Source organism: Actinomycetota bacterium (assembly GCA_030774015.1).
Taxonomy (GTDB): domain Bacteria; phylum Actinomycetota; class UBA4738; order UBA4738; family JACQTL01; genus JALYLZ01.
Window position 1 is genome coordinate 1 of sequence record JALYLZ010000117.1, and the last position, 21,065, is coordinate 21,065.

Here is a 21,065-nt window from a genome sequence, read left to right on the forward strand (position 1 = left end):
AGCGAGCCCACCCTGCGCGATCTCAGCGAGGGCCTCATCGCCGTATACGGGACCGACTACGGGATCCACAGTCCCACCTGGATCACGAGGTTCACCGACATGACCCGGCAGGCCGCGGCCTACCGCGAAGGACGGGTCCTGCTGGCCGGCAACGCGGCGCACGTGCATTCCCCGGTCGGTGGACAGGGCCTCAACACCGGTGTGCAGGATGCGGTGAATCTGGGATGGAAGCTGGCCCAGGTGGTCCACCAGACAGCGTCGGAAAGCCTGCTGGATACCTACCATGCCGAGCGCCACCCGGTCGCTGCCCGCGTGCTGCGCAACACGATGGCGCAAGTCGCGCTGCTCCGCCCAGACGAACGCACGAAGGCCTTGGGCGACACCGTGGCCGAGCTCCTCAGCATGGACGAGCCGCGTAAACGATTCGCCGCGATGATGTCCGGTCTGGACATTCATTACGACCTGGGCGAGGGACACCCGCTGCTCGGACGCCGCATGCCCGATCTCGACCTGGTCACCCCCGGTGGAACGGTGCGAGTATTCACCCTCCTTCACGACGCCCACCCGGTCCTTCTGAACCTCGGCAAGCCCTGGGGTTTCGACATCTCCCCATGGGCACACCGAGTGTTGACGATCGACGCCAAATATGCCGGCGATTGGGAGCTTCCGGCCCTGGGCCAAGTAGCAGCCCCTGCTGCCGTGCTGATCAGACCCGATGGATACATCGCCTGGGTGGGGGACGGTATAGATACCGGATTGCGCGACGCGCTGACTACCTGGTTCGGATCACCATGACGCGACGCGATGCTCGGCCCAACCGAACGCCGAATGGAGTAGACGTCGACTCGCACACCCGAACCGCAACTGCGACGCCACAAACGTTGATGCACCCGCCTCCACGTGACTGATGCTTACTTTGCCGGTCCCAGGCGGTGGACGCGCAGGGCGTCGGCGAGGAGGGTGAAGGGCCGGGCGGGTGGCCGACCTGGGCATCGGCACGGCACACGACGGTCCGACTCCGACCACCGAGTCCCTGTCAGCCGCGCTCAGGACCACTCTGACCCCCGAGACCCGCGCACGAGCGACCGCCGTGGCCGGCACGATCCGCACCGACGGGGCGACGGTGGCCGCGACGCTGCTGGTCGAGTGCGGGCGGTGCCGACGAGCCGGACCCCGAAGCGCCGGGCGACGGTCTAGGAGCCTCGCCCTCGCGCCGTCGCGCCTTAGCGCGGCCAGTGAGGGTCGGCCCCGGCGCGCCGGTAGACTGCCGTCCATGACGGAGCGAGCCCGAGGGACCCCAGGTCCGGCCGGTGACGGACCTGGACCGGTCATGGCGATCGGGGGAGCCGAGGACAAGCTCCGGGACAAGGTCATCCTGGCCCGGTTCGTCGAGCTCGCCGGCGGCACCGAGGCGCGGATCGTGGTGATCGCCACCGCTTCGAGCCTGGGCGACGAGGCCACCGAGCTGTACTCGACGCTGTTCACCAGCTTCGGAGCGGCCCACGTGTGGGGACTCCGGCCGGTGACCCGGGTGTACGCCAACGACCGGTCCATGTCCGACGTGGTCGAGCAGGCCACGGGGGTGTTCCTGACGGGCGGGAACCAGCTCCGCCTCTCCTCCGTGGTGGTGGGGACCGCCCTGGGGGCGGCCCTGATCGCGGCCCGCGAGCGGGGCGCGGTGATCGCGGGGACCTCCGCCGGCGCCAGCGCCGTGGCCACGCACATGATGGCGTTCGGGATGTCGGGGGCGACGCCGAAGCACCGGATGGCGCACATGTCTGCCGGGCTCGGGTTGCTCCGCGGCGTGGTGGTCGACCAGCACTTCGAGCAGCGCACCCGCCTCGGGCGCCTGCTGGCGGTGGTCGCGCAGTCGCCCTCACTGGTCGGCCTGGGCCTGGACGAGGACACCGCGGCCATCGTGTACGGGGACGACACCATGGAAGTCATCGGGCGGGGCGCCGTCACCGTCGTGGACGGCTCCAACGTGACGACGGACGCGTTCCAGACCAAGGGACACCGCCCCATGATGGTGTCGGGGGCCGTGCTGCACTCCCTGCCGGCGGGCTACCGGTTCGACCTCAAGAGCCGGACGCTGCTGGCGGCTCCGGAGCCCCACGTCCGCCGGACGACTCAGCGGCGGGAAACCGCCCAGCGCCGGCTTCGCCGGGTCTCCCGGGAGATCGCCGCGGAGGGCGCGGACAGCTTCGTGATGGATCGGCGGGCGTCCCGGGAGGAGCGGGAGGCCTCGGAGTGAGCGCCTCCCGGACGAGGATGGTGGCCGCACGAGAGCGCACCCGCCGGGAGCCGGGCGCGCGGAAGCCCCCTGCCGCCCCGGACCTCCGCATCCTGGAGACCCAGATCTTCCGGGGGCCCAACTACTGGTCCTATGAGCCGTGCATCCGCCTCCTGGTCGACCTGGGCTCGCTCGAGCACTGGCCGTCAAACACGCTCCGGGGGTTCACCAAGAAGCTCCTCCAGCGGCTGCCGGGGATCGCCGAGCACTCCTGCTCGGTGGGGCGCGCCGGCGGGTTCGTGGAACGGCTGAACGAGGGGACGTGGCTGGGACACGTGGCCGAGCACATCGCCCTCGAGCTCCAGCGCGAGTCCGGGGCGCACATCTACCGGGGCAAGACCCGAAGCGCGACCGAGCCCGGGCAGTACAACGTGATCTACGGCTACGTCGAGGAGCAGGTCGGCGTGGCCGCCGGCAAGCTCGCCGTCCGCCTGGTGAACGACCTGGTGAAGCCGGAGGAGGGGTTCGACTTCCCGGCCGAGCTGGAAGCGCTCATCCTGCTGACGGAGCGGCGCGCGTTCGGTCCATCCACCCAGGCCATCCTGGACGAGGCGGCCAACCGGGACATCCCGTACCTCCGCCTGAACGAGGCCTCGCTTCTCCAGCTGGGGCAGGGGAAGTACCAGCGGCGGGTCCGGGCCACCATGACGTCGCTGACCCCGGCGCTGGCGGTGGACATCGCGGGCGACAAGAAGCTCACCACGCAGCTGCTGGCCGCGGCGGGGCTGCCGGTGCCCCGGGGCGAGATCGTGCGGACCCAGCAGGAAGCCGTGGCCGCGGCCCGTCGGATCGGCTACCCGGTGGTGACCAAGCCGATCGACGGCAACCACGGCCGGGGCGTGATGCTCGAGCTCCGCGACGAGCACGCCGTTCGGTCCGGGTTCAAGCAGTCGCTGGAGGAGGCCCGCCGCAAGGCCGCGGTGGTGGAGAGCTACGTCACCGGGAACGACTACCGGGTGCTGGTGATCGGCGGGCACATGGTGGCCGTGGCCGAGCGGATCCCCGCGCACGTCGTCGGGGACGGGAAGCACACGGTCCGCCAGCTGGTGGAGCGGACGAACCAGGACCCCCGGCGCGGCATCGGCCACGAGAAGGTCCTGACCAGGATCAAGCTGGACCCCGTTGCCGAGGAGCTGGTCCGAAAGCAGGGTTTCGAGCTGGACGACGTGCCGCCCAGGGACGCGTTCGTGAAGCTCGCCGCCACGGGGAACATGTCCACCGGCGGGATCTCCATCGACCGGACCTGGGACGCGCACGAGGAGAACGTGGAGATCGCCGAGGAGGCGGCCCGGGTCATCGGCCTGGACGTCGCGGGCATCGACTTCCTGACCCCGGACATCTCCCAGCCCGTTCGGGAGACCGGCGGCGCCATCGTCGAGGTGAACGCCGCACCGGGGTTCCGCATGCACACGAACCCCACCGAAGGCGAGCCGCAGTACGTGGCCAAGCCCGTCATCGACCTGCTGTTCCCGCCCGGGACGCCGTCGCGGATCCCGATCGTGGCCGTGACCGGCTCGAACGGAAAGACCACCACCGTGCGGATGATCGCCCACATCATGAAGGGGATGGGCCACAAGGTCGGGCTGACCTCGACCGACGGCATCTACATCGACGAGCGGCTGGTGAAGCGGGCCGACGCCGCAGGGCCGAAGTCGGCCCAGATGGTGTTGCAGAACCCGCGCGTGGACTTCGCCGTCTTCGAGGTGGCCCGAGGCGGGATCCTCCGGGAGGGCCTGGGCTACGGCCGCAACGACGTGGCCGTGGTGCTGAACGTGACCGGCGACCACCTGGGGCTTCGGGACGTCAACTCGCTGGAGCAGCTGGCCGCGGTGAAGCGGGTGATCGTGGAGGCGGTGCCCCGGACCGGCACCGCCGTGCTGAACGCGGACGATGAGCTGGTGGCGGAGATGCGGCGGCACTGCTCGGGCTCGGTGATCCTGTTCTCCATGCGTGATCGCGACGACCTGGTGGAGCGGTGGATCCGTCGGGGCCGCAAGGCGGTGGTGCTGGACCGGGGACCTCGGGGCGAGATGATGGTGATCCGGGAGGGCCGGCGGACCATGCCGATCGCCTGGGTCCACCTGCTGCCGGCGACGTTCGAGGGCCGGGCCCGCATGATGGTCCAGAACGCGATGGCGGCGGCGGGGGCGGCCCATGCTGCGGGAGCCCACCTCCACGACATACGCCAGGGCCTGCGGACGTTCACGACCTCCTACTACCAGGCACCGGGGCGCCTGAACCTGTTCGAGCTGGGTGGGGTCAAGGTGCTGGTCGACTACGCGCACAACGCCCACGGGCTCCAGGGGGTGGGCGAGTTCGTCGAGCAGATGACGACCGGGGCGCCCATGGGCCCGCCCGGCGCGCCGACGTGGACCGCCAACCTGCGCGTGGCCGTGATCGCCACCCCGGGTGACCGCCGCGACGAGGACATGCGCGAGCTGGGGCGCGTGGCGGCGAAATACTTCGACGAGATCATCATCCGGGAGGACCGGAACCTCCGCGGTCGCAAGCCCGGCGAGGTTGCCGCCCACGTCCTGGAAGGCGTGCACGAGGGCATGCGGGCCGGAGGTCGGGCGGGCAGCGTGGAGGTCGAGCTGGACGAGATGGAGGCCACCCGGCGGGCCCTCGACCACAGCAGGCCGGGCGACCTGGTGGTGCTGTGCGTGGACTACGCCACCGAGGTGTGGAAGGAGCTGGAGGTGCGCCGGTCCTTGGCTCAGCCAAGCGTGCTCCCCGCCCGAGAGGGCGGCGACGGCCAGGTCGAGGGCCTCAGCGGCGACCCCGACCTCGTCCAGTTCGAGCTCGGCCTGTAGAGGACGGCGATGAGCGGCAGGAGCCGCGTGTGGACGTGGGCGAGACTGGCACTGCTCGTGTCGGGGGCGCCGGTCGGGTACCTCGCCTATGCGTCAGGTCCCTTCCCTCGCCAATCGTCGCTCGGCAACACGGTCGATGCCGTCGTCGTTGGCGCATCCGTGTCGTTGCTCGGGTTGTTCTGCATGCTCACCCGGCGAGGAGTGTTCAAGCCCCCCCGGCCGCCAAGCCGGCCGGAGGTGCTCCTGCGAGCGCTGGCCATCGTCGTCATCACGGGCCTGTTCTCGTTGACCATGGCTCCGTGGAACAACCTCTGGGTGCACGTGGTTCTTCCGATCTCGATAGGTGTGGGGATCGTCGCGACCGGCTTCCGTGACGTGAGCCGCCGCGAGAAGGGTCTTCCCGAGACCAGGTCGGTCAGGTATGTGAGCCTCTGGGAAGGCTGACCGCGCTCCGGGCGCGGCGGACCAGCTGGCGGACGCGGCTGGGTCCGACACGCTTCGCGCCGCGGCCTTCCAGCAGCTTGAAGATCTCGGGGCGCTGGCCGAGGGCGGTGACGACGACGACGTCGGCGCGCTTGGACGAAGCGAGCATCCATTCCAGGGCGTGGATCTCGTCAGGGAACACGGGCACGTCGGTCGCACCGCCGTCGTCTGCGCCGGTGATCAACAGGTCCACCAGCTCACGCGCATCGCGTCCCCGCAGGTAGCGGTGGAGCTCCGCGACGGCCACGTGGTCGGCGCCTCGAGCCGCCAGGTACCCCATGCCGTGGAGGACCTCGTCGGTGCGGTCCCCGGCTGCGCCGTACGTCAGCCAGATCGCACGGCCCGGCGCTCGCAGGCCCCGTGCCAGCTCGGTGAGCCCGGCCATGCCCGCTTCGTTGTGGGCGTAGTCGACCACGACGATCCGCCCGTCCAGCTCGAACAGGTTGGCGCGGCCGGGGTTCGTCTCCGGGTCCAGCACGAACGTGCGGAGGCCCCGGACGACGGCCTTCGTGGGGAGGCCCACCGACAGGGCGGCCGCCGCGGCCGCCATCGCGTTGTGGATGTTGTGGCGGGAGATGCCGGCAAGCGTCACCGGGACGTCCTCCAAAAGAATCAGCGGCTCGGGGTCGTGTCCGGGGTCCAGGACCGCGAGCGCGCCGTCGATGACCGTCATGGCCCGGCCGTGCTCGGCCAGGGCGATGCGCAGCGCCGGGTGGTCGGCGTCGAGGGAGTACAGGAACGAACGTCCGGTCGCCAACCGCCGCATGGCCAGCACGCGGGGGTCGTCCGCGTTCAGGACGTCCCACCCGTCCGGCCTGGTGATCCGCACGATGGTCGACTTCACCTCCGAGAGCTGGTCCAGCGTGTGGATGCCGTGCAGCCCCAGATGGTCCGCGGACACGTTGGTGACCACGGCCACGTCGTTGTGGGCGGTGCCGATGCCGCGCAGCAGGATGCCGCCCCGCGCCGTCTCCAGCACGGCAAGCTGGACGCCCGGCTGGGTGAGCGCAGTCCCGGCTCCTCCGAACCCGGAGTAGTCCCCTTCCTCGATGAGCCGCCCGTCGACGTACACGCCGTCGGTGGACGAGTAGGCCACGGACAGTCCCGCGGTCCTTCCGATGTGGGCCAGCAGGCGAACCGTGGTGGTCTTCCCGTTGGTGCCGGTCACGGCGACCACCGGGATGGAGGGCGCGGGGACGGTGGGCGACGGTCCGGGGTCGGCCGCGAAGACCGGGGCCGCTCGCTCGACGATCGCGCGGTGGAAGGAACGCCTGGCGTCCAGGACGGCTGCCATGAGCGCCGCCGCCTCGCGTCCGAAGACCTCCGCTGCGTTCCTCCGGCGCCATGGGTACGCCACCACGACCTGGTCGGGCTCGGGGCCGGCGCGGGAGCGGACGGCCAGGTTGGTTCCCGTGGCGGCGGCCAGGCGCCGGGTCAGGTGGCCGGCCAGCCGAGCCGCGAAGCGGCGCCGGTGGACGGTTCCCGGAGTCCCGGGCCTGGCGCCCGGACCGGACGGCAGGCCCAGCCGCGCGGCCAGAGCGGCCGCTCGCTCCTCGGGAAGCGCCATCCATGCCGGAACGGCGAGGGTCAGCTTGATCGCGGGGCGTGGGAAGTACAGGTTCGGGCCGTCCAGCACCCGCAGCTCGACGAGCGTGACCCGCGGGGTCCCCATCTCGGCGCGGACTGTACCGTGTGGCGGGCGCCGGTTCGGCTCGTCGAGCGGCGGTTCGACCCTACCCGGCGGCGGGTCGGACAAGGCGCCGGGCGGCTTCCTGGCCCGTTCGGATGCAGTCGGACACACCGAGGCCCTCGAGGTAGGCGCCGGCCAAGGTGATCTTCTCAGGGAGCGAGCGGCGGATGGCGGCGACGCGGTTCGCGTGGCCGAGCCCGAAGACGGGGAGGGACCGGGCCCAGCGGCGCACGCGAACGTCCGCCGCAGGGCGGATCGCCTCCATGGCCGCGTCGACCTCGTCGCGGACCCTACCCTTCAGGACGTCGTCGGGCAGCGCCAGCGCTTTCGCGTCGGTGACCACGGCGCGGAGCCACACGCGCTCGGCGGACGCCGCATGGGCCCACTTCACCGGAAGCCAGGAGCACGCCGCCACGATCGCCCGCTCCTGGGGCGCGACGAGGTAGCCGGAACCGTCCAGCGGGCGACCGATGGTCCCGGACTCGTAGCCGAGGAGCACCACCGCGGAGGCGCTGTACCGGATGTCCCTGAGCGGCCCGGCGGCCTCCGGCGCCACGGTCTCGAGCAGGCGGGCCGCCGCCGGGGCGGGGACGGCCAGCAGGATCGCGTCAGCGCGAACGTCCTCGCCCATCGCTCCCACGCTCAGCCCCTCGCCGTCCACTGAGATCGACTCCGCGGCGCAGCCGGTCCGGAGCCGGGCGTCCGCGAGATCCTCGACCAGGGCTGCGACCAGGCGGCCCATGCCGCCGCGCACCGAAAGGAACATCGGGCCGGATGGCCGCGGACGCCGGCGCGCCGCCGCGATCAGGCTGCGCGCGCCGAGCGCGTCCGGGTACGCGTGGCCGAAGCTGACCTCGCCGAGAGGCACGCCGTACACGCCGACGATCAGGGGAGCGATCACGCGGTCCGTCCACGACCGGCCGAATCGGCGCCGGGCCATCTCGCCCACCGAGGGCTCCATGGTCCCGTTCGGCTCTGCCGGCAGCACGCGGTCGGCCCACGCCCGAAGCGCCCCGCCCGGCCCGACGATCCCCGCCCGGACCGCCTCCACCAGAGCCGAGGCCCGCGTCGGGATGCCCATGGCCAGGCCGGGCGGCAGGAGCCGGAGCCGCCCGTCCACCAGCAGGAACGCTCGGGAGGCCTGGGGCCGCGGGGACACCAGCTCTAGGCCGAGCTCCTCCGCCAGTTCCCGGGCCCACGGCTTGGTGGCCAGGAACGAGTCGGGCCCCCACTCCAGGGCGGCCCCGTCGATCGTCTCGGTCCACAGCTTGCCGCCCAGGCGCTCGGAGGCCTCCAGCACGGTGATCTCGACGGCGGTGCCCGAAGAGGCGGCCTCCATCCGCGCGGCTCGGGCCGCGGCCAGCCCAGCGATCCCGCCCCCCACGACCACGAGCTTCACGGTTCCCTATCCTACGGAGGCAGCGCGCGGCGTCCGGTGGCAGACTCATCGCATGGACGACGACGAGAAGCTCCTGCGGCGTGCCGAGCAGACGCTCACCGAGATCAAGATCGCCCAAGGCCTCTCCAACCGCCACGCGTCGGTGCTGGCCGCGCTCCGCATCCGGCTGAAAGGTGACCCCGGGAAATCGCTCGACGACATGCTGGAGGCGGCCGGGGACCTCACGCCGGGCAGCGGGCTGGACGACCTGCTCGCCGGGGAGCAGAAGCCGAAGCAGTCGCTGGACGACCTGCTGCGGGAGAAGAAGCCCAAGCCCGAATGGCCGGGCTCCGGGGGGGCTGACTCGTGATGAGTCGGGACGGCGGGATTTGAACCCGCGACCTCAGCGTCCCGAACGCTGCGCGCTACCAAACTGCGCTACGTCCCGTCGGCCGGCTGGGCCGGCCAGGCGCTTAGTGTAGCGGCTGGCCAGGATCGTCCCCCGGCCGTTTGCGATGCGGTCCCGTATGGGAAGGGAAGGCACGTGGGTATGCTTCGAAAGCCCCGATCGTGAGGATCGCCGAGGTCGCTCCCCCCTGGATCGCCGTTCCGCCCAAGGGCTACGGCGGGATCGAGTGGGTGGTGTCGCTCGTGGCCGACGGACTGGCGGAGCACGGCCACGACGTGACCCTGTTCGCCACCGGTGACTCCACCACCAAGGCCCGCCTGGAATACGTGTTCGAGCACGCCCCCGGGGCCACCTGGATCAATTCCGTCTACCACGACACAGTGCACGCGCTGCACGCGTTTCGGGACCCCGGACGGTTCGACCTGTACCACCTCCACGTGCCGTGGGCGGCGCTGGTGGCCGGGACCCTGTGCGGCCGGCCCATCGTGCTCACCGTCCACGGCTCGATCAACGACCGGATGCGCGACCTGTTCGACCGGGTCGGGGACCGGGCGTGGTTCGTCGCCATCAGCGAGTCGCAGCGCCGCCAGATGGAGGAGCTCCGGTACGCGGGTGTCGTCTACAACGGCATCGACCTGGAGCAGTACCCATTCCAGGCCGACAAGGACGAGTACCTGTTGTTCCTGGGGCGTGCGGCGCCGGAGAAAGGGCTGCTCCGGGCGGTCCTGACGGCGAAGAAGGCCGGGCTGCCGCTGGTGCTCGCGCTGAAGATGGCCGATCCGCACGAGCGGGAGCACTGGGAACGCGACGCCAAGCCCCACCTGCCGCCGGGAACGGTGGTCCACGACGAGATCGACCACGAGGGGAAGGTCGAGCTCCTGGCCCGCGCGAGGGCGGTCCTGTTCCCGATCGACTGGGAGGAGCCGTTCGGCCTGGTCATGACGGAGGCCATGGCGTGCGGGACGCCGGTCATCGCCACTCCGCGGGGCTCGGTTCCCGAGGTGATCGCGGACGGCGAGACGGGGTTCATCGTGCCGGTCGAGGACTACCCGGCGGCGGCCGTGGAGTGCCTGGGCCGGCTGGACGAGATCGACCCCAAGGCGTGCCGAGCTCGTGTCGAGCGGCTGTTCTCGAAGGAGGCCATGGTCCAGGGCTACGAACGCGCCTTCGAACGCGTGCTCGCCGAAGAGTCCTGAACGCGGCCTGGCGAGCCTACCCGGCGTGGCCGTCGGCCGGTTGCAGGTCGAGGAGGGTGGCCCCCGGCCGGCACAGGAACCGGAACGGCGCGTACTTGCTCGTCCCCATGCCCTGCGACACGTGCAGGTACGACGGTCCCAGCCGGAACATGCCGCTGGCCATCCGTCTCGGCATGTGCGAGTTCGTGACCAGGGCTCCCACCACCGGCAGCCGGACCTGGCCGCCGTGGGTGTGGCCGGCCACGATCAGCTCGTACCCGAGGGCGGCGAGCTCGGGGGCCGGGTCCGGCGAGTGCACCACCGCCAGGCCGAACCGTTCCTGCGAGCGCCGGGGCGCCACCCGCAGGTCGCTCCGGTGGATGTGGGGATCGTCCAGCCCCACGACCTCCAGGCGGGTCCCGTTCAGCGAGATGTCGCGGCGGACGTTGTGCAGGTACACCCACCCGTCCGCGGTGAGCTGCTCGACCAGCTCGCGGTCGCGGCTGCGGGTCAGCCGGCGCCGCCGGGACGTGCCGCCCGGGAAGAAGTACTTGAGGTAGCTGGTGGGCCTGGGCCGGTAGTAGTCGTTCGAGCCCAGGACGAAGTAGGACGCCAGGCGGCCCCGGACCGGCCGGAGCGCCTCGACCACCGGCTCGACCGCGTCGGCCTCACCCAGGATGTCGCCGGTGACGACGGCGACGTCGGCCGTCGGGAGGCCGGCCAGGAACCGCGCCTTCCGCCGGTCGTCCGGCTGGAAGTGCAGGTCGGACAGGTGCAGGATCGAGAGCCTGCCGGCGTCCGCCGGTAGGATGTCCAGGCGGTACCGGGATAGGCGAAACCACGTCTGTTCGATGGCCATCCCGTAGGCCACGCACAGGGCGCCGGCCACCAGGACGGCCGCGACGATCCACCAGACCACGAAGGGGAGTCTACGTGGGGGATGAGGCCACAGAGGCCACGAAGGCCACGAAGGCCACGGACCTCGAGGAGCGGCTGGCCGCCGAGATCCGCACCGCCCTGAAGTCCGGGCAGAAGGTCCGGCTGGCGGCCCTTCGGCTGCTGTCGTCCTCGGTCCACAACCGCGAGGTCGAGCTGAGGCGGCCCCTCACCGAGGAGGAGTTCCGCGAGGTGGTGGGGCGGGAGGTCCGGCGGCGCGGCGAGAGCATCGAGGCCTACGAGCGCGGCGGGCGCGAGGAGCTGGCGGCCCGGGAGCGCGAGGAGCGCGACGTCCTGTCCGCCTACCTCCCGCCGCAGCTCTCCGAGGAGGAGGTCGACGCCCTGGTCGACGAGGCCATCGCCGCCACCGGCGCCACCGACCTCAAGGAGATGGGCAAGGTCATGGGCCACGTCATGGGCCGGGCCAAGGGAAAGGTCGACGGCTCGGCGGTCCAGGCCAGGGTCCGGGCCCGCCTGGGCGAGCTGGGGTCCCCCACCTCCTAGCGGCGCGCCCCCGGTCCCGTGGGTCCGGTCGGTCCGGTCGGCCCCGGCGGTGTCGTCGGCGGTGGGCTGGGTGGCGGCGGGGGCGGAGACGGCTGGGTGAACCGCCCCACCGTGATGGTCACCGTGGAACCCGCCAGCACGCTCGCCCCGGGCCCGGGCTGCTGCTGGAGCACCAGCCCGTCCTGGGCCGGGTCGGCCACCAGCACCTCGTTCACCGCGACGTTGAACCCCGCGCCGGCCAGCGCGGACCTCGCCGCCGCCTCGGGAAGCCCCACCACGCCCGGAACCTGGGCCTTCGGCGGCTGGCCGTTGCTGATGTACAGGTTGACGATCGACCCGAGCTCGACGGTCGATCCTCCGCCCGGACTCTGGGAGGCCACCGTCCCCGCCGGCAGGGTGGAGTTGACCTGTCCTGCCACCATGGGCGAGAAGTTCGCGTCACCCAGGATCTTGATGGCCTCGTCCTGCGCCTTGCCCACCACGTCCGGGACGGTTCCGGTCGGCGGCGGCGGCGGCGGCGGCCAGTCCTTGGGCGGCATGCCCCGCACGAACACCGACATCACGTCGTGCCATTCCTCGGCCGGGATGTCGCCTCCGAACATCTCCGGGAACCCCTCGACGCCCAGCATGCTGCGGGGAACGCCCGGGTACCCCACCCATATCGCGGTGGCCAGCTGGGGCACGTACCCGCAGAACCAGGCATCCTTGAACTCCTCGTTGGTGCCGGTCTTGCCGGCCTGCGGCCTCCCGATGTTGGCTCGCGTGCCCGTGCCGTGGGCGACCACCCCTTTCAGCATGTCGGTGACCAGCAGGGCGATGTCCTTCTTGACCACCTGGTGGCACTGGGAGGTCGGGTCGTGCTGGTAGATGGTCTTCCCGCCCGGCCCCACGATCCGCTCCACGGCGTAGTAGGGGCAGTACATGCCGTCGTCGGCCAGCGTGGCGTATGCGGTGGCCATGTCCAGGGGCGAGACCGAGCCCGTTCCCAGGGTGATGGAGCAGTCGGCTCCCCCCTGGGGAAGGGTGTCCCCGGGGATGCCCATGTCCTCGGCGGCCCGGGCGATGTTGGGCGGCCCCACGTCACGGGCCAGCTGCCCGAACACCACGTTGATGGAGTCGGCGGTCGCCGTGTACAGGTCCACGAACCCGGAGTCCCCGGCGCCCTCCGCGTTGAACGGCTTCCAGCCGTTGCACTCCTTGGACAGGTCGACGGGAGAGGCCGAGCTGTACTCCCTGGTCGGAGGGATGCCCTGGCGGAACGCCGCGACCAGCGTGAACGGCTTGAACGCCGACCCCGTCTGGCGCCGGCCCAGCCCGTCCAGGCCGCTCACCAGATCGGTCTGGGTCTGGGAGAAGTTCCGGCCCGAGGCCAGCACGCGGATCGCTCCGGTCCCCGGTTCCACGGTGGCGATGGAGGACTGCGGGTCGGAGTTGAGCGGGAGGTGGCTCTTGATGACGTGGAGCGCGGTGGACTCCCAGGCCGGGTTCAGGGTCGTGTAGATCGACAGTCCGCCCTGGTACAGCGCGTGGACGCGCTGGTTCTTGGTGGCGCCGAGAACGTCGAACTGCCCGTCCTTGTTCTCCTCGATCAGCTTTCGGACGAACTGCACGAAGAACGGCTGGCGCGACTGGAGCGGTTTGCCGGCGTTCTTGGAGAGGCCGAGCGGCAGGGCCTCCATCGTGGTCGCCTTGTCCTGGCTGATCCACCCGATCTGGGCCATCCGGGCCAGCACGACGTTGCGGCGATCGAGCGTGGCGGTGGGGTCGGCCAGCGGATCGTACTGGGATGGGTTGGAGATCATGCCGGCGAGCATGGCCGCCTCGGGGAGGGTCAGCAGGTTGGCGTGGTGGCCGAAATAGAACTCCGACGCCGCCTCCAGGCCGTACACGCCGTTCCCCAGGTAGATCTCGTTCAGGTACAGCTCCAGGATCTCCTTCTTGGTGTAGGTCTGCTCGATCTTGACGGCGAGCTGCGCCTCGCGGAGCTTTCGGATCAGGGTGTCGGCGGTGTGGCCGGTGATGTTCTTCACCAGCTGCTGGGTGATGGTCGAGCCGCCCTGGGTGATGTGGCCGGCCCGGAGATTGGCCAGCGCGGCCCGGACGATGGCCTTCACGTCGATGGCGCCGTGGTGGAAGAACTGGTAGTCCTCGATGGCCAGGACGGCCCGCCGCCCCACCGGAGCGATCTGGTCGAGGTGCACCACCTTGCGGTTCTCCAGGTACAGCGTGGCGAGCCTGGTGTTGTCCTCCGCGAAGATGGTGGAGCGCTGCGGGAACCGTGGGAACTGGATGTCGGTGTTGGCCGGGAGGGCCAGCTTCTGCTCGACGTTCTTGGCGGCGGTGCCCAGGGCGCCGACGATCGGCAGGAACGTGAGGGCCACGAACACGCCGGCCGCGGCCATGATCAGCAGGAGCAGGACGGGCCGGAGCGGCCACGCCACGGGCCCGCGGGGCGGACGTTGCCCCCCGGGACGTGGACCAAGTGATCTTCGTCGCTGGACGGTGACTGCCATAGGGTGGGGCCGAAGCCGCGGCAAGGATAGCGTGGCGGCGGGGCTATGGGGAGGGTGGCGCACGATGGCCCGTCCGGCCGGAAGGGGTCCGTTCTGGTTCCCCGTGGCGGTGGTCGTCGTGGTCCTGGCGGCGTGCAGCTCGAATCCGTCCCCCGTTCCGACCGGTTCCCCGCCGATCGGCTCGTCCGTCTCCTCGTCCCCGGTGCCGTCCGGGTCGGGCGAGCCGGCCTGGCCCACCTACCACCGGGACGGGGCCCGAACCGGATTCGACCCGTCCTCGCCGGCGCTCGGCTCCGTCCGGCAGGTGTGGACGTCACCCCGGCTGGACGGCGCCGTCTACGCCGAGCCGCTGGTCCTGGGCGACCGGGTCTTCGTCGCCACCGAGGGCGACTCCGTGTACGCCCTGGACGCGGCGACGGGAGACGTGGCGTGGCGGACCAACCTCGGGGGGCCGGTCCCCCGGTCGAGCCTGCCGTGCGGCAACATCGACCCCACGGGCATCACCGGGACGCCGGCCATCGATCCTGCCGGCAGGCTGCTGTATGCGGTCGACTTCGTCCAGCCCGGCCGGCACGAGCTGGTCGCGCTCGACGTGGGCGCCGGCCGGGTGCGGTTCCGGCGCTCGGCCGACCCGCCCGGCCTGGACCCGCTGCTCGAGCAACAGCGAGGCGCGCTGGCGATCTCGGGCGGGCGGGTGTTCGCGGCGTTCGGCGGCCTGTTCGGCGACTGCGGCGACTACCACGGCGCTGTCGTCGGCGTGGCCCTGGACGGTTCCGGGCCGCTGCTGTCCTACCTGGTGCCCTCCGGGCGGGCCGCCGGGATCTGGGGGCCGTCCGGCCCCGCCGTCGATCCCCAGGGGAACCTGCTGGTGGCCACCGGGAACAGCGATTCGGGATCCGACTTCGACTTCGGAGACGCCGTGATCCGCCTGTCCCCGGACCTGAAGGAGATCGGGTGGTTCGCCCCTTCCAACTGGGCAGCCCTCGACCAGGGCGACATCGACCTGGGGTCGGTGGGGCCGGCCGTCCTGTCGAACGGATTGGCGTTCCAGATCGGGAAGGAGGGCGTGGGATACCTGGTCAGGCCCGGCGACCTCGGTCAGATCGGCGGCGAGGCCTTCTCGGCCAGCGTGTGCTCCGCCGCGTTCGGAGGGACGGCCTCGATGGGGGCGTTCGTGTACGTCCCCTGCACCGACGGGCTGGTGGCCCTGAAGGTGGACTCGGCGGGTCCGTCCTTCTCGGTGGCCTGGAGGACCCCGGGGTTCGAGGCCGGGCCTCCCATCGTGTCCGGGGGAGCGGTGTGGTCGGTGGACATCGGGAGCGGAGACCTGGTCGCATTCGACAGCGCCGATGGCCACGAGGTCTTCCGGGCTCCGCTCGGAGCGGTCACGCACTTCGCCACGCCCGCGGCGGTGTCGGGCCGCCTGTACGTCGCCGCCACCGACCGAGTGGTGGCGTTCTCGGGCATCTGATCTGCGCCGAGCCATCCACGTTCACATTGACCGGCCGGCGAGCCAGGAGCTAGGGTCTCGAACACCGGTGGCCCCGCTTCCCCAGGCAGGAGGGATGGCGGTGGAGATCACTGTTGGGACGTTCAACCTCAATAACCTGTTCTCGCGGTTCGACTTCAAGGCCGAGATCGACACGACCCAGCCGGGGCCGCCCATCGAGTCGCGAACGACCTTCAACTTCGACGATCCTCAGTCGTTCGTCCTGCGCACCTACCTGGGAGCCCTGGTGAGGCCGAAGCCGTCGGACGCCCAGCAGATGCTGGCCGACCGGATCAAGGCCATGGATCTCGACGTCCTCGCGGTGCAGGAGGTGGAGGACATCGACACGCTGAGGACGTTCAACGGGCAGCAGCTGGGCGGCCTCTACGAGGAGATCGGACTCGTCGAGGGGAACGACCCCCGGCTCATCGACGTCGGGGTCCTGTCGAAGTTCCCGCTGGGCGCGGTCACGTCGTGGCGGCACGCCGTCTACCTTCCCGATCCCACCAGGCCCATCTTCAGCCGGGACATGCTCGAGGTGGACGTGATATGAACGCCTCCCGAACCCGTCGCCTCCTGACCATCTTCATCCACCATCTGAAGAGCCGGTTCGTCCCCTTCGGGACGAACCCCACCACGGGTGCCGCCGACAACGACGAGCTCCGGCGGAGGCAATGCGTGGCCGCTGCCTCGATCATCCGGGCTCGTACCCGACCGGACAGCACCTTCGCGGTCCTTGGGGACATGAACGACAATCCGGATTCCGCCCCCCTGGCCCCACTCGTGTCGTCGGATCTCGAGCTGGTGAACGCCCTGGTCGATCCAACGGAGTCCCAGGGCTCGCCTGGAGAGGACCCGATGCCGAAGACGACCGCGTGGACGGAGCGGTTCAAGCCGACCGGCCAGCCGGCCGAGCACAACCTGTTCGACCAGATCTGGCTGAGTCCGTCGCTCGGCCCGAAGCTCCTTCATTCGGAGATCAATCGGAGGACGCACCTTTCGGGCGACGGCAGCGACCACGACCCCGCCTGGGTCCGGCTCACCGTGGGTTGAGCGACCTAGCCGAACAGGTGGGCGGCCATCCGGTCCAGCCCGGCGCGGTCGTGCACGTCGAGGGGTAGCTCGGGGACGTAGGTGAGCGGGACCTCCGGGTACGCGCTCGCGAACGGCTTCACCGCCGCCCGGCCTCGCGCCTCCACCGCCCGCAGCCGTTCCCCGATCTCCAGGCAGGCCGCCGCGGCGCGTTCCGGGGGCGAGCCCGGTGCCAGCCGCTCGACCACGCCCGGAGCCGCCGTCAGCGAGGGCGCCTCGACCCACCGGTTCACCACGACCCCCGACAGGTGCATGTCCGAGGAGGTCAGCCGCTGCACGAAGTGCCCGGCCTCGTCCAGGCTGGCCCGCTCGGGCGCCGTCACCACCACGAACCCGGTCTGCTCCTCCGACAGCAGGGCGTGGACGCTGGCGGCGCGCTGCTTGAAGCCGTCGTACATGCCCTCGAAGGCGGACAGGAACTCGGCCGTGTCCGACAACAGCTCCGCGCCGGCGATGCGGCCGACCGTGGCCGACAGCAGCCGGGCCCCCATGCTGGCGCCCCGCATGCCGGCCCGCCCGGCCCCCCGGGTGGGCCACAGCAGCCAGCGGAACATCTTCCCGCCCAGGAAGTCGGTCAGCCGCCGCGGCGCGTCCAGGAACGACAGGGCGCTGCGAGTGGGAGGCGTGTCGATGACCACGGCCTCCCAGTCCTCCGTGGTGGCCAGCTCGTACAGGCGTTCCATGGCCATGTACTCGTACGTGCCGGACAGGGTCGAGGCGATCCGCTGGTAGAAGCGGTTGGACAGGATGCGGTCGCGGCGTTCCGGGCTCGCCGCATGGCGCTCCACGAGCTCGTCGAAGGTGCGCTTCGTGTCCAGCAGCAGGGCCTCCATCGTGGCGCCCTGGCCCGCGTCGACGGTGGAGCGTTCGCCGGGTGTCTTGGGCAGCCCCAGCGAGGTGGCCAGCCGCTTCGCCGGGTCCACCGCCATCACGATGGTCCGCCGGCCGGATCGAGCCAGGGCCGTCGCCACCGACGCGGCCACGGTGGTCTTCCCGACGCCACCGGCTCCGCACACCACGACGATGCGGCGTCGCTCCAGCCCCAGGGTCACGGCACCAGCTCTCGGGACAGCGCATCGACCTCCGCCGGCCCGAAGGACCGGGTGAACAGGAACGGCAGCTCGCTCAGGGGGCCGGCCGCCGACAGGGTCGAGATCAGGTCCTGCTGGGCCCTGACCCGGTCGTCCTGGGCCCGGGCCACCTGGAGCAGCGACGCGGCATCGGCTTCCTCGGCTTCCTGGCCCGCTTCGGCCAGGATCTTGACCAGCGCCGCGGGCCGGAGGCGGTGTGCCGCCGTCCGCGTTCCCCGGGGAAAGGCCGGCGGAAGGACCCGGTTCACGATCACCGCGCGGCACGGGATGCCCTCGTCCCGGAGCGCATCGGCGGTCTCGAGCGTCTCGACCACCGACATCTCCTCCGGGATGGCCACCAGCACCACGCCGGCCACCCGCCGCAGCAGCCGGTCGATCGATTCCAGCTGGCGGTGGGGGCGGCCCATCCGGATGATGTCCAGGAACGCGGAGGGAGCGCGGAGCAGCGGCAGGAGCTGTCCGGTGGGCGGCGCGTCCACCACCACCAGGTCGTACGGGCTGCGGCCTCGGACGCTCCCGGAGTGTCGACGCCACTCGGTCAGCTCGTAAAGCTTCCCCGCGGTCATGAGGTCCCGGAAGCCGGGGATGCCGTCGGTGGCCATCTCCACCACCCGGGCCCGGGCCAGGGTCCTGGACAGCGCGCGCATCCCGAAGAACATCCACAGGTACTCGACCAGGGCCTCCCGGGGGGCGATCTCCGTGATCGAGAACCCCAGTGGCGTGGGTCGCTCCTCGAACCCCGGCGCGGGCAGGTTCAGGAGGCGGGAGACCCCACCGCGCCCCTCCACCTCGGCCAGCAGGACCCGCCGGCGGCCCCGGGCGGCGCCCCGGGCCAGTGCGGCGGCCACGGTGGTCTTTCCCACCCCGCCCTTGCCCGAGACGATCAGCAGGCGGCGGTCCAGCAGATCGGCCCCGATCATGGCTCGGTAGGATACGCGGGGCATGGTGCCCCTCCGCCGTTTCCTGCTCCCCTCCGCGGCCGCCGCGCTGGCGCTGTTCCCCCTCCTGGCCCGTCCGGCCGTGGCCGCGTCCCCGTCCTCCGGGTCCACATCTTCCCCGTCCACATCTTCGGCGTCGCCATCATCGCTGTCGCCATCCCCAGCTTCGCCCTCCCCCAGCGCGGTGCTCGCTCCCGGCCTCCCGTCTGCCCCCGTGGTGGACGTGGTGAAGGTGGACGGCGTGATCGACCGCCCGGTGGCCGACTACCTGGTCGCCACGCTCGAGGACGCGGAGGCCCGCGGCGACACGGTCGTCGTGCAGCTGAACACGCCCGGCACGCTGGACGTCGATCCCACGGCGCTGGCCCGGCGCATCTTCGACGCCCGGGTCCCGGTCGTCGTGTGGGTGGGGCCGCCCGGCTCGCACGCCATGGGCGGCGGTCTGTTGCTGTTGTACGCGTCGAGCTACGCGGCCACGTCACCGGGCTCCGGGGTGGGCCCGCTGGACCCGCTCGACCTGGCGTCCACGTCCTCCACCGAGGATCCCGCGCTGAAGCTCCGGGCCCTCGCGCTGATCGACCGGTGGTCGTCCTCCCGGGGCCGCGATCCGGCCTTCGCGTCCTCGGGCCGCGAGGCGTCGGCCCGGCAGGCCCTCGATGCGCACGTGGTGCGGCGGGCCGCCGGCAGCCTGGGCGACCTGCTCCAAAAGATCGACGGCGTGACGGTTCCCGTCCAGGGAGGAACGGCCACGCTGCGGACGGACCCGAAGTATGCCGTCCTCCGCTTCCACGAGCTTGGCCCGGGCCGCCGGGTCCTGCACGCGGTGGCCTCCCCGGTGGCCATCTACGTGCTGTTGGTGCTGGGGCTGATGGCGATCGCGTTCGAGCTCACCCAGTCCGGCGTCGGCGTGGCCGGGATCGCGGGCCTGGCCGCGGTGGGGCTCGCGGCCTACGGGCTGCTGATCGTGCCGTTCGACCCGCTGGGGCTCGCGTTGCTGATCGGAGGAATGGTCCTGCTCTCGGTCGACGTGGCGCTCCGGCGGTTGGGCCCGATCACCGCCGCGGGCATGGGCGCGTTCGTGGCCGGCTCCGAGCTGGTGTTCCGGAAGGTTGCCCCGGCCATCGACCTGCCGATCTGGCTGGTGGTGCCGGCCGCCATCGCGGTGTTCCTGTACTGGGGATTCGCGCTCACCGTGGCCCAGCGGGCCCGCGAGCGGATCACCTCGACCCAGCGAGGCCTGGTGGGCCTGGTTGGCGAGGCCCGCGGCCTCCTGTCGCCCGAGGGTCCGGTGTTCGTGAAGGGCACGCTGTGGCGGGGTCGGGCCATGGACGGACCCATCCCGCCCGGCACCAGGGTCCGGGTCCGGGGCGTGGAGGGCCTGATCCTGCGGGTGGAACCCGAGGAATAGCCCGGCCCGGAGCCAGCCCTCCTCGCTGCCCTCTGGAACCCGCGCAATCTCACCGGCGTCGAATTACGAACTACTTCTGCAAAGGAGGGAGGCCCTCCCGCGGCCGACCCGAATGGCGACTGTGAACCGAATGATCGGCTGGCAGTTCCTGGCCGCGTGCCGCGGCGAGGACTCCGGCCTTTTCTTTGCCCCCAACTACTTCGAGCGCAAGGAGGAGAAGGACGCCCGCGAGGCCCGAGCCCGAGCCATCTGCCGCGGCTGCCCCGTTCGCGAGGAATGCCTGGAATATGCCCTGCGCATCCGGGAGCCTCACGGGATCTGGGGCGGTCTGAACGAGCTGGAGCGCCGTTCGCTCCTTCGGTCCCGGGAACGGGAGCGCCAGGCCGGGTGAGGAGAATCGCCGCCGCGGCCGGGATGTCGTAGGGTTCCGCCCGACTTCGACTCGGAAGGAGGCACGGTGGGACTCAAGGACAAGCCCAAGGCCAAGATGTTGGAAGGCCTCGGCTCGATCATGGAGCCGGGCGAGCAGATCCAGGCGGCGGTGATGGTCCTTCGGGGGCCCAGTCTGTGGCTGGTGGGCGGGATCCTGGGAGCCCTCCTCACCAAGTACTACTGGCTCGCCGTGACGGACCGGCGGGTGGTGGCGGTCCGCATGGGCAAGCCCGGCGACGTGCTGTTCTCCGAGCCCCGCGCCTCCGTCAAGCTGGCGGAGGCGACGCCGCACGCCGTCTACAGCAAGCTCGCCATCCAGCGCGCCGACGGGACGGTCGTTCGCTTCCGCGCCCACCGGATGTGGCGCGAGGAGTACGACAGCGTGGTCGCGGCCCTGGGAGGGGCCGTCCCGGCCGCCTAG

19 protein-coding genes and 1 tRNA gene are annotated in these 21,065 nt (G+C 71.4%); 13 read left to right on the top strand and 7 right to left on the bottom strand.

Annotated elements, in window-relative coordinates:
• From M3Q23_11335 to M3Q23_11350, 4 genes are all read left to right on the top strand, one after another.
• Positions 1-795 (top strand): FAD-dependent monooxygenase (locus M3Q23_11335; GenBank protein ID MDP9342660.1); only part of this gene is annotated, 795 nt, incomplete at its 5' end.
• 535 nt (positions 796-1,330) lie between these two features.
• Positions 1,331-2,254, top strand: a complete 924-nt coding sequence (locus tag M3Q23_11340) for a cyanophycinase (protein ID MDP9342661.1) — start codon at positions 1,331-1,333, stop codon at positions 2,252-2,254.
• A 17-nt stretch (positions 2,255-2,271) separates the two neighbouring features.
• Positions 2,272-5,106, top strand: a complete 2,835-nt coding sequence (gene cphA, locus M3Q23_11345) for a cyanophycin synthetase (GenBank protein MDP9342662.1) — start codon at positions 2,272-2,274, stop codon at positions 5,104-5,106.
• Positions 5,107-5,115: 9 nt separating this feature from the next.
• Positions 5,116-5,550, top strand: coding sequence for a hypothetical protein (locus M3Q23_11350; GenBank protein ID MDP9342663.1), 435 nt, complete (start codon positions 5,116-5,118; stop codon positions 5,548-5,550).
• Here the strand turns inward: M3Q23_11350 and M3Q23_11355 are convergent.
• A complete protein-coding gene (locus M3Q23_11355; GenBank protein ID MDP9342664.1) occupies positions 5,522-7,261 on the bottom strand; it encodes a Mur ligase family protein in 1,740 nt (579 codons plus the stop codon). The two genes, M3Q23_11350 and M3Q23_11355, sit on opposite strands and share 29 nt — an antisense overlap.
• Before the next feature lie 61 nt (positions 7,262-7,322).
• Positions 7,323-8,678, bottom strand: coding sequence for a protoporphyrinogen oxidase (gene hemG / locus M3Q23_11360; protein ID MDP9342665.1), 1,356 nt, complete (start codon positions 8,676-8,678; stop codon positions 7,323-7,325).
• A 52-nt stretch (positions 8,679-8,730) separates the two neighbouring features.
• Between hemG and M3Q23_11365 the strand changes: the two genes are divergently transcribed.
• The gene (locus M3Q23_11365; protein MDP9342666.1) at positions 8,731-9,027 is read left to right on the top strand and encodes a hypothetical protein; all 297 of its coding nucleotides are present in this window, start codon (positions 8,731-8,733) and stop codon (positions 9,025-9,027) included.
• A 4-nt stretch (positions 9,028-9,031) separates the two neighbouring features.
• Here M3Q23_11365 and M3Q23_11370 read toward each other — a convergent pair.
• Positions 9,032-9,105: transfer RNA gene (locus M3Q23_11370), tRNA-Pro, on the bottom strand.
• Between the two features lie 122 nt (positions 9,106-9,227).
• Here M3Q23_11370 and M3Q23_11375 point away from each other — a divergent pair.
• Positions 9,228-10,262, top strand: a complete 1,035-nt coding sequence (locus tag M3Q23_11375) for a glycosyltransferase family 4 protein (GenBank protein MDP9342667.1) — start codon at positions 9,228-9,230, stop codon at positions 10,260-10,262.
• Positions 10,263-10,278: 16 nt separating this feature from the next.
• Here M3Q23_11375 and M3Q23_11380 read toward each other — a convergent pair whose 3' ends face one another.
• Entirely contained in the window at positions 10,279-11,160 is an 882-nt protein-coding gene (locus M3Q23_11380) for a metallophosphoesterase (protein ID MDP9342668.1), read from the bottom strand.
• Between the two features lie 14 nt (positions 11,161-11,174).
• Between M3Q23_11380 and M3Q23_11385 the strand changes: the two genes are divergently transcribed.
• Positions 11,175-11,681, top strand: coding sequence for a GatB/YqeY domain-containing protein (locus M3Q23_11385; protein MDP9342669.1), 507 nt, complete (start codon positions 11,175-11,177; stop codon positions 11,679-11,681).
• Here M3Q23_11385 and M3Q23_11390 read toward each other — a convergent pair.
• Entirely contained in the window at positions 11,678-14,122 is a 2,445-nt protein-coding gene (locus M3Q23_11390) for a transglycosylase domain-containing protein (GenBank protein MDP9342670.1), read from the bottom strand. The genes M3Q23_11385 and M3Q23_11390 overlap by 4 nt on opposite strands.
• A 136-nt stretch (positions 14,123-14,258) precedes the next feature.
• Between M3Q23_11390 and M3Q23_11395 the strand changes: the two genes are divergently transcribed.
• The 3 genes from M3Q23_11395 (at position 14,259) to M3Q23_11405 (ending at position 16,736) form a co-directional block, all read left to right on the top strand.
• A complete protein-coding gene (locus M3Q23_11395) occupies positions 14,259-15,665 on the top strand; it encodes a PQQ-binding-like beta-propeller repeat protein (GenBank protein MDP9342671.1) in 1,407 nt (468 codons plus the stop codon).
• A 100-nt stretch (positions 15,666-15,765) separates the two neighbouring features.
• A complete protein-coding gene (locus M3Q23_11400) occupies positions 15,766-16,236 on the top strand; it encodes an endonuclease/exonuclease/phosphatase family protein (protein MDP9342672.1) in 471 nt (156 codons plus the stop codon).
• Complete coding sequence (locus tag M3Q23_11405) at positions 16,233-16,736, top strand: hypothetical protein (GenBank protein ID MDP9342673.1); 504 nt, start codon at positions 16,233-16,235, stop codon at positions 16,734-16,736. Before M3Q23_11400 ends, M3Q23_11405 begins: the two co-directional genes overlap by 4 nt.
• A gap of 5 nt (positions 16,737-16,741) precedes the next feature.
• On the opposite strand, the gene M3Q23_11410 is transcribed toward M3Q23_11405, so the two are convergent.
• Entirely contained in the window at positions 16,742-17,827 is a 1,086-nt protein-coding gene (locus M3Q23_11410) for an AAA family ATPase (protein ID MDP9342674.1), read from the bottom strand.
• Positions 17,824-18,810: an AAA family ATPase gene (locus tag M3Q23_11415; protein MDP9342675.1), complete on the bottom strand. Its 987-nt coding sequence runs from the start codon at positions 18,808-18,810 to the stop codon at positions 17,824-17,826. The genes M3Q23_11410 and M3Q23_11415 overlap by 4 nt, the downstream gene beginning before the upstream one ends.
• On the opposite strand from M3Q23_11415, the gene M3Q23_11420 reads away from it, so the two are divergent.
• From M3Q23_11420 to M3Q23_11430, 3 genes are all read left to right on the top strand, one after another.
• Positions 18,809-20,212, top strand: coding sequence for a hypothetical protein (locus tag M3Q23_11420; protein ID MDP9342676.1), 1,404 nt, complete (start codon positions 18,809-18,811; stop codon positions 20,210-20,212). The genes M3Q23_11415 and M3Q23_11420 overlap by 2 nt on opposite strands.
• A 112-nt stretch (positions 20,213-20,324) precedes the next feature.
• Entirely contained in the window at positions 20,325-20,603 is a 279-nt protein-coding gene (locus M3Q23_11425) for a WhiB family transcriptional regulator (GenBank protein ID MDP9342677.1), read from the top strand.
• Between the two features lie 66 nt (positions 20,604-20,669).
• Positions 20,670-21,065: a hypothetical protein gene (locus tag M3Q23_11430; GenBank protein ID MDP9342678.1), complete on the top strand. Its 396-nt coding sequence runs from the start codon at positions 20,670-20,672 to the stop codon at positions 21,063-21,065.

Excerpts from the sequence above, each read along its gene's own strand:
- M3Q23_11350 (MDP9342663.1), top strand. The coding sequence starts at position 5,116 with ATGAGCGGCAGGAGCCGCGTGTGGACGTGGGCGAGACTGGCACTGCTC.
- cphA (MDP9342662.1), top strand. The coding sequence starts at position 2,272 with ATGGTGGCCGCACGAGAGCGCACCCGCCGGGAGCCGGGCGCGCGGAAG.
- M3Q23_11355 (MDP9342664.1), bottom strand. The coding sequence starts at position 7,261 with ATGGGGACCCCGCGGGTCACGCTCGTCGAGCTGCGGGTGCTGGACGGC.
- M3Q23_11425 (MDP9342677.1), top strand. The coding sequence starts at position 20,325 with ATGGCGACTGTGAACCGAATGATCGGCTGGCAGTTCCTGGCCGCGTGC.
- M3Q23_11415 (MDP9342675.1), bottom strand. The coding sequence starts at position 18,810 with ATGCCCCGCGTATCCTACCGAGCCATGATCGGGGCCGATCTGCTGGAC.
- M3Q23_11365 (MDP9342666.1), top strand. The coding sequence starts at position 8,731 with ATGGACGACGACGAGAAGCTCCTGCGGCGTGCCGAGCAGACGCTCACC.
- M3Q23_11395 (MDP9342671.1), top strand. The coding sequence starts at position 14,259 with ATGGCCCGTCCGGCCGGAAGGGGTCCGTTCTGGTTCCCCGTGGCGGTG.
- M3Q23_11405 (MDP9342673.1), top strand. The coding sequence starts at position 16,233 with ATGAACGCCTCCCGAACCCGTCGCCTCCTGACCATCTTCATCCACCAT.
- M3Q23_11420 (MDP9342676.1), top strand. The coding sequence starts at position 18,809 with ATGGTGCCCCTCCGCCGTTTCCTGCTCCCCTCCGCGGCCGCCGCGCTG.
- M3Q23_11340 (MDP9342661.1), top strand. The coding sequence starts at position 1,331 with ATGGCGATCGGGGGAGCCGAGGACAAGCTCCGGGACAAGGTCATCCTG.